Source organism: Amycolatopsis sp. SID8362, assembly GCF_010550475.1.
Lineage (GTDB): Bacteria > Actinomycetota > Actinomycetes > Mycobacteriales > Pseudonocardiaceae > Amycolatopsis > Amycolatopsis eburnea.
Genome location: NZ_JAAGNB010000404.1, coordinates 1 through 10,073, shown reverse-complemented (window position 1 = coordinate 10,073; position 10,073 = coordinate 1). Strand labels below are relative to the sequence as shown.

The window sequence follows — 10,073 nt, the reverse complement described above, 5'->3', positions numbered from 1 at the left end:
GGTGATCCGCCGCTGCTCCCGCTGCCCGGCCTCGGTCAGCGCGACCGACACCGCCCGGTTGACCGCCAGGAACGGCGTCCGCGTCGGCACCACCAGCAGCGGCAGCCCGTGCCGCGCGCACGCCCGGCGCAGCGGCTCCGGCAGCGTCTCGAACACCGTCGGGGTGAGCCCGAAGCCCAGCGCCGTCACCCCGGCGTCGCGCAGCCCGCGCACGTACCGGTCGATCCGCTCCGGCAGGTTGACCCCCGCGGTGAGGATCAGCTCGCCGCCCACCAGGTAGGGCGCGGGGTCCTGCAGCTCGCTGACGTGCGCCCAGCGCACCGGCGCGTCCAGCGCGCCCGGCCGCAGGGTTTCCGGGACGACGTCGAGCGCGAGCTCCCGGTTGCCGACCACGTCCCGTAACGGAACATTCACTTCGGTGGACAGCGCATCCGTGATCGAGGTCATTTCATCCCCGCCGAGGTCGACATGGAGATGAATCCTCCCATGCCGCGGTGGTGGCGGGCGAACCTACGGTGTCCCGAAACGACGTGAGGAGGACACCGTGACCGGCGACTACGCGGTGATCGCGCTGTACATCGCGGGCATGATCGGGGTCGGCTGGTACGGCCTGAAGCTCGCGAAGACGAAGTCGGACTACCTCGTCGCCGGCCGGCGGCTGGGCTGGTTCATGTACTCCGGCACGATGTCGGCCGTCGTGCTCGGCGGCGCGTCCACCGTGGGCGGCGTGAAACTCGGCTACAAGTTCGGCATCTCCGGCATGTGGCTGGTCGTCAGCATCGGCGTCGGCATCCTGGTGCTGCACGCGCTGTTCGCACGCCGGCTGGTGAAGCTCAAGGTCTACACCGTCGGCGAGATGCTCGACCTGCGCTACGGCGGCCGCACCAGCAAGGTGTCCGGCGTGGTCATGTGGGGCTACACGCTGATGCTGACCGTCACCTCGACGCTGGCCTTCGCGACCATCTTCAAGGTCCTCTTCGACCTGCCCAACTGGGCCGGGATCGCGGTCGGCGGCTCGATCGTCGTCCTCTACTCGGTGCTCGGCGGCATGTGGTCGATCACGCTCACCGACATCGCCCAGTTCGTCATCAAGACCATCGGCATCCTGGCGATCCTGCTGCCGGTCGCGATCAGCTCGGCCGGCGGCTTCTCCGGCATGAGCGAGAAGCTCGACGCGAGCTTCTTCAGCTTCACCTCGATCGGCACCGACACGATCATCACCTACTTCGTCATCTACACCTTCGGCCTGCTCATCGGCCAGGACATCTGGCAGCGCGTGTTCACCGCCCGCACCCCGGGGATCGCGACGTCCGGCGGCATCACCTCCGGCGTCTACTGCCTGGTCTACGGCCTGGCCGGCGCCCTGATCGGCACCGCGGCGCACACGCTGTACCCGGACCTCGCCAGCGCGCAGGACGCCTTCGCGACGATCGTCGAACGCCTCCTGCCGACCGGCGTCCGCGGCCTGGTGCTGGCCGCCGCGCTGTCGGCGATGATGTCGACCGCGAGCGGCGCGCTGATCGCCTGCGCCACCACCACGACGTCGGACCTGCTGACGAAGCTGGGCCTGAAGAAGGGTGGCGAGGTCAGCCGCAACCGGATCGCCACGCTGGTGCTCGGGCTGATCGCGATCGCCATCGCGATGGTCGTCGACGACGTCGTCAACGCGCTCACCATCGCCTACGACATCCTGGTCGGCGGCCTGCTCGTCGCGATCGTCGGCGCGCTGTTCTGGAAGCGCGGCACGCGGCAGGGCGCGTACGCGTCGATGGTGGCCGGCACGATCTCGGTGATCGCGTTCATGATCATCGACGGCGTGGACGCCAACACCCCGATCTACTGGGGCCTCGGCGCGAGCCTGGTCGTCTACCTCGCGGTCAGCTTCGCCACGCCCCGCACCCCCGACACGATCCTTTCCGTCTGGACCCGCCGCCTGAGCGGCGCCGAAGAAACGCCCATCTCGAACCGGGAACAGGAGCCCACCAGTGCCTAACATCGGACCCCTCGACTCGTCGCGCGTCCCCCGGTTCGCCGGGTTCGCGACCTTCGCGCGGCTGCCGCGGATCGACCAGGTCGAGCGCGCCGACGTCGCCGTCGTCGGGGTGCCCTTCGACTCCGGCGTGTCCTACCGGCCCGGCGCGCGGTTCGGCCCGGCCGCCGTCCGCGAGGCGAGCCGGCTGCTGCGGCCCTACCACCCGGAGCTGGACGTCTCGCCGTTCGAGGAGAAGCAGGTCGTCGACGCGGGCGACATCGCGGTCAACCCGTTCAACATCGGCGAAGCGATCGAAACGCTGCAGCAGGAAGCCGAAGCACTGCAGGCGGACGGGACGCGGCTGGTGACCGTCGGCGGCGACCACACCATCGCGCTGCCGCTGCTGCGCGCCGCGGCCAAGAAGCACGGACCCGTTGCCCTGCTGCACTTCGACGCGCACCTGGACACCTGGGACACCTACTTCGGCGAGCCCTACACCCATGGCACCCCGTTCCGGCGGGCGTCCGAGGAAGGGATCCTGGACACGAGCGCACTGTCGCATGTGGGCACTCGCGGACCGTTGTACGGCAAGCGCGACCTCGAAGAGGACCGCCGCCTCGGCTTCGGCATCGTCACCTCCGGCGACGTCCTGCGCCGCGGCGTCGCCGAGACCGTCGACGCGCTGCGGCAGCGCATCGGCGACCGGCCGCTGTACGTCTCGGTCGACATCGACGTGCTCGACCCGGCCCACGCCCCCGGCACCGGCACCCCGGAGGCGGGCGGGATGACCAGCCGCGAGCTGCTGGAAATCCTGCGCGGCCTGCGTGACCTCAACCTGGTCGGCGCGGACGTCGTCGAGCTGGCCCCGGCCTACGACCACGCCGAGATCACCGCCATCGCGGCCTCCCACGTCGCCTACGACCTGGTGAGCCTGCTCGCACTGGGGAAGGGCGAATGACCCGCATCGGCGGCGACGTCGTCGTCGAAACGCTGCGGGCACTGGGCGCCGACACGGTGTTCGGCCTGCCCGGCCAGCACGCGCTGGGCCTGTTCGAGGCACTGCGGCGAGCCGACGACCTGCGCGTGATCAGCGGGCGCGTCGAGAACAACCTCGCCTTCGCCGCCGACGGGTTTGCTCGCGCGCGGCTCGCGGCGAACCCGGACGGGCCGGTGCCGGTGACGCCGCTGGTCGTGTCGACCGGTCCGGGTGCGCTCCTGACGTTGGCGTCGCTGCAGGAATCCCGCGCCGCTTCGGTGCCGGTGCTCGGCATCTCCAGCCAGGTCCCGGTCGCCGGGCTCGGCGGCGGGCGGCACGGCTACCTGCACGAGCTGCCCGACCAGCAGGCGAGTTTCCGGGACGTCGTCAAGTCGGTGCACGTGGTGCGGCGCGCGAGCCAGATCCCCACGGCCTTGCGCGAGGCCTGGACGTCGGCCGCGACCGCGCCGTACGGCCCGGTGTGGGTCGAGATCCCGCAGGACGTGCTGCTCGGCCCGGCCGGAATCCCGCCGATCACGTCGGTGTCGGCCACTCCCCCGGCGCTGGAGCCGCTGCCCGAGCTGGTGACGTCCGCGGCGGACCTGCTGGGTGCGGCGGCGAACCCGGTCATCCTCGCCGGCGGCGGTGCGTTGCGGTCCGGCGCTTCGGCCGAGCTGATGGCGCTGGCCGAAGCTCTGCGCGCGCCGGTGATCTCGACGTTCGGCGGCAAGGGCGTCTTCGGCTGGGACCACGAGCTGTCCGGGCAGTCGTGGATGGAAGACTGGCACACCACAGAGTTCCTCGCTTCCGCGGATGCCCTGCTGGTGCTCGGCTCCGGGCTGGGCGAGCTGTCCAGCAACTACCGCGAGTTCGCCCCGCGTGGCCGGGTCATCCAGGTCGAGGCCGATCTCGGCAAGCTGGAGTCCAACTACCCCGGCCTCGGCATCCACGCCGACGTCCGGCTCACGCTGCAGGCCCTGCTGGAGCAGGTGCCGATGCGGGCGTCCGACGGCCGCGCCGAGAAGGCGGTTTCGGGGCTGCTCGCGCGCGTCGAGTCCCGGTTGGACGGTCAGGACCTGGCCGTCGAACGCAAGCTGATCGACGACATCCGCGGCGCGCTGCCCGAGGGCACGCAGACGTTCTGGGACATGACGATCGCCGCGTACTGGGCGTGGTCGGCGTGGAACCCCGAGGGCGCCCCGATCCACACGGCCCAGGGCGCGGGCGGGCTGGGTTACGGTCTGCCGGGCGCGCTCGGCGGCGCGGCCGCCGGCGGTCCGGCGCTCGCCGTGTCGGGTGACGGCGGCGCGATGTACGGCCTCGCCGAGCTGGCCACCGCGGTGCAGCACGGCCTCGACGTCACGTGGCTGATCGTCGACGACGGCGGCTACGGCGTGCTGCGCGAGTACCTCATGGACGCGTTCGGCCAGACGACGGCGACCGAGCTGACCCGGCCCGACTTCGCCGCCTTGGCCGCCGCCTTCGGGGTTCCCGCCCGGCTGTCCTCTTTGGACACGGTGGGCGCGGACCTCGCCGAAGCGCTGCGCACGCCGGGCCCGTCCGTCGTCGTCCTCCCCGCGTTGCTGAAGCTGTTCGCGCCGACCCACCTGGAGCAGGCATGACCCGCACGCTCGACCTGACCGACCCGGCGACCGGCGAGGTGTTCGGCACCAGCCCCATCGCCGCGCAGTCCGATGTGGACAACGCGCTCACGGCCGCCGCGCAAGCGTTTGCGGTCTGGCGGCGCAGCACCCCGGCCCAGCGGCAGCTGGCCCTGCTGAAGATCGCCGACGCCCTCGAAGCCCGCGCCGGGGAGTTCGCCGACCTGGAAGTCCGCGAGACGGGCAAGATCCGTTCGGTCGTCCTCGACGAGGAGATCCCGGAGTGCGTGAGCGCCCTGCGGTTCTTCGCCGGCGCCGCGCGGCACCTCGAAGGCACCGCGGCGGGCGAGTACACGCCGGGCCACACGTCGGTGATCCGCCGCGAGCCGGTCGGCGTCTGCGCGCAGATCGCGCCGTGGAACTACCCGCTGATGATGGCGGTCTGGAAGATCGCCCCGGCGCTGGCCGCGGGCAACACCGTGGTGCTCAAGCCCGCCGAGACGACCCCGTCGACGGCCGTGCTGCTGGCTCGCGTCGCCGCGGAGTTCCTGCCGCCGGGCGCGTTCACCGTGCTGACCGGTGACCGCGACACCGGCCGCGCGCTGGTCAAGCACCCGATCACCGCGCTCGTCTCGATCACCGGGTCGACCCGGGCGGGCATCGACGTGGCCACCGTGGCGGCCGCCGACCTCAAGCGCACCCACCTGGAACTGGGCGGCAACGCACCCCTGCTGGTCTTCCCCGACGTCGACCTGGCGGCGACGGCCGAAGGCATCGTGGGCGCGGCGTTCTACAACGCGGGCCAGGACTGCACCGCGGGCAGCCGGGTGCTGGTGCACTCCTCGATCCACGACGACTTCGTCGCTTCGCTCGCGAAGGTCGCGGCGGCGCAGACCCCGGGCGTCGACTTCGGGCCGCTGAACAGCGCGGCGCAGTTCTCGCGCGTCGAGGGCCTGATCTCGCGGCTGCCGTCGCACGCGCGGATCGAGACCGGCGGCACGCGGTTCGGTTCGCGGGGCTACTACTTCTCCCCCACCGTGGTTTCGGGTCTGCGCCAGGACGACGAGATCGTCCAGGAGGAGATCTTCGGCCCGGTCATCACGGTCCAGTCCTTTTCGGACGAAGCCGCCGGCATCGCCCTGGCCAACGGCGTCCCCTATGGACTGGCATCGTCGGTGTGGACGCGCGACCTCGCCGTCGCCGCACGGGTGTCGGCCGAACTGGACTTCGGCTGCGTGTGGGTGAACACGCACGGCCCGCTGGTCGCGGAGATGCCGCACGGCGGCTTCGGCCACTCCGGCCACGGCAAGGACCTTTCGGCGTACGCGTTCGCCGAGTACACCCGCGTCAAGCACGTGATGACGAGGTTCGCATGAGTTCCCGGGTGACGGAGGTCGAGCAGCACGGCATCGCCCCGATCCCGCCGGACGAGCAGACGTCCCGCCCGCGCGACCTGTTCCGGATGGCGTTCGGCGGCGCGAACACGTTCGCCACGATCATCCTGGGCACGCTCCCGATCGCGTACGGCCTGAGCTTCCGCGACGCGGCTTTGGCGACGGCGCTCGGCGTGGTCGTGGGCGGGCTGGTCCTGGCGCCGATGGCGTTGTTCGGACCGCGCACCCGCACGAACAACGCGGTGTCGTCGGGCGCGCACTTCGGCGTGGTCGGCCGCTGCGTCGGCTCGTTCCTGTCGTTGCTGACGGCGATCACGTTCTTCGCGATCTCGGTCTGGGTCAGCGGCGACGCGGTGGCCGGCGCGGCCCAGCGGCTGTTCGGCTTCGACGGCGGCGCGGTGCTGCGCGGCGTCGCGTACGGCGTGATCGCGCTGGCGACGCTGGTGGTCTGCATCTACGGCTACCGCTTCATGCTGCTGGTCAACCGGATCGCGGTCGTCCTCGGCACGCTGATCATGCTGCTGGGGATCTTGGCCTACGGCGGCACGTTCGACCCGGGCTACGCGGGCACGGGCACGTACGCGCTGGGCACGTTCTGGCCGACGTTCACCCTGGCGGCGTTGACGGCCCTGGCCAACCCGATCTCGTTCGGCGCGTTCCTCGGCGACTGGGCCCGCTACATCCCATCGTCGTTCAGCAAGCGCTCTCTCCTGACAGCGCCGTTCCTGGCCCAGGTGGCGACACTGCTCCCGTTCGGCTTCGGCATCGCGACGGCGACACTGGTCGCGGACCCGGCCGACTACATCACCGGCCTGACGGCGATTTCCCCGCTGTGGTACGCGATCCCGCTGATCGTGGTCGCGCTGATCGGCGGCCTGTCGACGGGCACGACGTCGCTGTACGGGACGGGCCTCGACTTCAGCTCGATCTTCCCGCGCCTGTCGCGAGTGCAGGCGACGCTGCTGATCGGCACGCTGAGCGTGGCGTTCATCTTCGTCGGCAATTTCGTGCTGGACATGGTGTCGAGCATCAACGCGTTCGCGACGCTGATCGTGCTGTGCACCTCACCGTGGATGGTGATCATGATGATCGGCTTCGTCCAGCGCCGCGGTTTCTACGACGTCGCGGACCTGCAGGTCTTCAACGAGGGCCGCCGCGGCGGCCGCTACTGGTTCACCCGCGGCGTGAACTGGCGCGCGATGGCAGCGTGGATCCCGGCGACGACGCTGGGACTGCTGTGCGCGAACACGCCGATGATCGCGGGCCCGCTGCGGGATGTGGCGGGTGGGGTGGACATCAGCCTGCTGGTCACTCTGCTGACGGCGGCGGTGGCGTATCCGGTGCTGGTGAAGCTGTTCCCGGAGCCGCCGGAGGTAATCGCGTCGGCCCCCGCCGCGGTCCCGATCGCCCTCCCCGCCGAAGCCTGACCCCGGCCCTGGGGGCGCCCCCCCGTTTTCCACTCTACCGGCGGGCACCGACAATCCCGGACCACGAAAGTACGTTCCGCGACGCCCGGCCCCCAGCGCCCCAAGGCCACATTGGTTGCGTCCCACGCACCCAATGTGGCCTTCGGTGCGTCTAATGCACCCAAGGTGGCCTTCGGTGCGTCCCACGCCCCGATGTGGCCCTCGGTGCATCCCACGCACTCAAGGTGGCCTTGGTTGCGACCCACGCACCCAAGGCACCCCTCGGTGCACCCCACCGCACCCAAGGTGGCCGTGGTTGCGACCCACGCACGCAAGGCACCCCTTGGTGCACCCCACGCACCCAAGGTGGCCTTGGTTGCGACCCACGCACCCAAGGCCGCCTTCGGTGCGTCCCACGCACCGAAGGCCACCTTGGGGCGCTTCAAACCGGGCCGCTCAGCTGCGGTCGGCGCTCTTCTCGGACTGCTCCGGGGCCGCGCCAATGCGGCCGGCGGCCCACTCTGTCACGCGGCGGGCCACGTCCTGCGCCGTCAGCCCGATGCGGGCCAGGACCTCGTCGCGGCTGCCGAGGTCGTGGAACGTCTGCGGGACCGCCAGATCGCGCAGCGGGACGTCGCACTCGGCGTCGCGGAACATCGCCGCCAGTGCCGAGCCGAAGCCGCCGTGGCGGCCGCTGTCCTCGACCGTCACCACCAGCTTGTGCTGGGACGCCAGCGCGACCAGTTCGGCCGGGACCGGCAGGACCCAGCGCGGGTCCACCACCGTCACGCCGATGCCCTGGTCGGCCAGGCGGTCCGCGGCCGCCAGCCCGAGGGTCGCGAACGCGCCGACCGTCACCAGCAGCACGTCGGCGCCTTCGACCGGGCGGCGCAGCACGTCGACCGTGCCGATCCGCTCCACCGCCGTCACATCCGTGCCGACCTTGCCCTTCGAGAACCGCAGCGCCGTCGGGCCGTCGGCGACGTCGACCGCTTCGTTCAGCTCTTCGCGCAGCGTCGCCGGGTCGCGCGGGGCCGCGACGCGCATGCCCGGGACCATGCCGAGCAGCGAGAGGTCCCACATGCCGTGGTGGCTCGGGCCGTCCGGCCCGGTGATGCCGGCCCGGTCGAGCACCAGCGTTACCGGCAGGCGGTGCAGCGCGACGTCCATCAGGACTTGGTCGAACGCGCGGTTCAGGAACGTCGAGTAGATCGCGACCACGGGGTGCAGCCCGCCCATCGCGAGCCCGGCGGCCGAGGTGACCGCGTGCTGCTCGGCGATGCCGACGTCGTACCAGCGGTCCGGGAAGGACTCGGCGAACTTGTCCAGCCCGGTCGAGCGCAGCATCGCCGCGGTGATCGCGACGACGTCCTCGCGCTCGGCGCCGATCTTCGCCAGCTCCTCGCCGAACACGCCGGTCCAGCTCGGGCCCTTCACCGGCGGCAGGCCGGTCTCCGGGTCGATCGGGTCGGTCTGGTGCATCTGGTCGTGCTCGTTGTTCACCGCGGGCGCGTAGCCGTGCCCCTTCTCGGTCACCACGTGCACGATCACCGCGCCGCCGAACGCCTTCGCGCTCTGGAACGCCTTCTCCAGCGCCACCTGGTCGTGCCCGTCGACCGGGCCGAGGTACTTCAGGCCGAGGTCGGAGAACATCGCCTGCGGGCTCAGCGCGTCCTTCAGCCCGGCCTTCGCGGCGTGCAGCGCGGCGTAGATCGGCTTGCCGACGACCGGGGTGTGCTTGAGCAGTTCGCGGCCGCCGTCGAGGAGCCGCTCGTAACCGGGCTGCAGGCGCAGCGCGGCGAGGTGGTCGGCCAGGCCGCCGATGGTCGGCGAGTACGAGCGGCCGTTGTCGTTGATCACGATGACGACCGGGCGGTCCCGGTGGGCGGCGATGTTGTTGAGCGCCTCCCAGCACATCCCGCCGGTGAGCGCGCCGTCGCCGACGACGGCGATCGCGTGCCGCCCGCCGCCGTCCAGCTCGAACGCCTTCGCCAGACCGTCCACATAGGACAGACCGGACGACGCGTGGCTGCTCTCCACCCAGTCGTGGTCACTCTCCGCGCGCGAGGGGTAACCGGTGACACCGCCGGTCTGGCGCAGCAGGTCGAACCCGGCCGCGCGGCCGGTGACGATCTTGTGCACGTACGCCTGGTGGCCGACGTCCCACACGATCGCGTCGCGCGGCGAATCGAACACGCGGTGCAGCGCCAGGGTGAGCTCGACGACGCCGAGGTTCGGCCCCAGGTGCCCGCCCGCGCGGCGGACCTTGTCGACGAGGAAGTCCCGGATCTCGGCAGCCAGTTCGCCGAGGTCCTCGACACTCATGCGCTTCAGGTCCGCCGGCCCGCTGAGGGACTCCAGCATCGTCACTCGTCTCCACCTCGCTCGTCTCCGGACACCCCACGTTCCGGCCAGTCTACGGAGACCCGCCAGGGTGGTTCCGCCCGCCGCGTCCGGCATCACAGGCGGAGAGCGATCACCCGTCAGCAGGCGGGGTGAACCTCGTCTCCCCGCCGTGCTGTGGCGGTCACGCGGCGTGGCCACGAGAATGGCGGTCATGGCGGTCATGGCGGACTTCTTCATCGGCGGCGACTGGGTGGACGCGCTGGACGGCGGCCGCCGCGAGATCCGCTGCCCGGCCGACGGTGCCCTGGTCGCGGCGGTCGCCGAGGGCACCGCCAAGGACACCGAGGCGGCGATCGCGGCGGCGCGCCGGGCGTTCGA

Annotated in this window: 7 protein-coding genes and 1 pseudogene; 6 read left to right on the top strand and 2 right to left on the bottom strand. The window is 71.4% G+C overall.

Annotated features, from left to right (window positions below; all coding sequences use genetic code 11):
- The coding region (locus G3I65_RS13215; protein ID WP_203612369.1) for a PucR family transcriptional regulator ligand-binding domain-containing protein at positions 1 to 447 on the bottom strand (447 nt) is incomplete at its 3' end.
- Between the two features lie 97 nt (positions 448 to 544).
- Here G3I65_RS13215 and G3I65_RS13210 point away from each other — a divergent pair.
- From G3I65_RS13210 to G3I65_RS13190, 5 genes are read left to right on the top strand one after another with little or no spacing between them, the layout of a single operon-like run.
- A complete protein-coding gene (locus G3I65_RS13210) occupies positions 545 to 1,993 on the top strand; it encodes a sodium:solute symporter (RefSeq protein WP_160696371.1) in 1,449 nt (482 codons plus the stop codon).
- Complete coding sequence (speB, locus tag G3I65_RS13205) at positions 1,986 to 2,930, top strand: agmatinase (RefSeq protein ID WP_160696370.1); 945 nt, start codon at positions 1,986 to 1,988, stop codon at positions 2,928 to 2,930. Before G3I65_RS13210 ends, speB begins: the two co-directional genes overlap by 8 nt.
- The gene (locus tag G3I65_RS13200) at positions 2,927 to 4,570 is read left to right on the top strand and encodes a thiamine pyrophosphate-binding protein (protein ID WP_160696369.1); all 1,644 of its coding nucleotides are present in this window, start codon (positions 2,927 to 2,929) and stop codon (positions 4,568 to 4,570) included. The genes speB and G3I65_RS13200 overlap by 4 nt, the downstream gene beginning before the upstream one ends.
- Positions 4,567 to 5,925: an aminobutyraldehyde dehydrogenase gene (locus G3I65_RS13195; protein ID WP_160696368.1), complete on the top strand. Its 1,359-nt coding sequence runs from the start codon at positions 4,567 to 4,569 to the stop codon at positions 5,923 to 5,925. The genes G3I65_RS13200 and G3I65_RS13195 overlap by 4 nt, the downstream gene beginning before the upstream one ends.
- Positions 5,922 to 7,370 (top strand): cytosine permease, encoded by a 1,449-nt coding sequence (locus G3I65_RS13190; protein WP_160696367.1) that lies wholly within the window; start codon positions 5,922 to 5,924, stop codon positions 7,368 to 7,370. The genes G3I65_RS13195 and G3I65_RS13190 overlap by 4 nt, the downstream gene beginning before the upstream one ends.
- 435 nt (positions 7,371 to 7,805) lie before the next feature.
- On the opposite strand, the gene dxs is transcribed toward G3I65_RS13190, so the two are convergent.
- A complete protein-coding gene (dxs, locus tag G3I65_RS13185; RefSeq protein ID WP_160696366.1) occupies positions 7,806 to 9,719 on the bottom strand; it encodes a 1-deoxy-D-xylulose-5-phosphate synthase in 1,914 nt (637 codons plus the stop codon).
- Between the two features lie 196 nt (positions 9,720 to 9,915).
- Here dxs and G3I65_RS57255 point away from each other — a divergent pair.
- Positions 9,916 to 10,073 (top strand): annotated as a pseudogene (locus G3I65_RS57255) (betaine-aldehyde dehydrogenase); the annotation flags it as partial.

Excerpts from the sequence above, each read along its gene's own strand:
- G3I65_RS13190 (WP_160696367.1), top strand. The coding sequence starts at position 5,922 with ATGAGTTCCCGGGTGACGGAGGTCGAGCAGCACGGCATCGCCCCGATC.
- G3I65_RS13195 (WP_160696368.1), top strand. The coding sequence starts at position 4,567 with ATGACCCGCACGCTCGACCTGACCGACCCGGCGACCGGCGAGGTGTTC.
- G3I65_RS13200 (WP_160696369.1), top strand. The coding sequence starts at position 2,927 with ATGACCCGCATCGGCGGCGACGTCGTCGTCGAAACGCTGCGGGCACTG.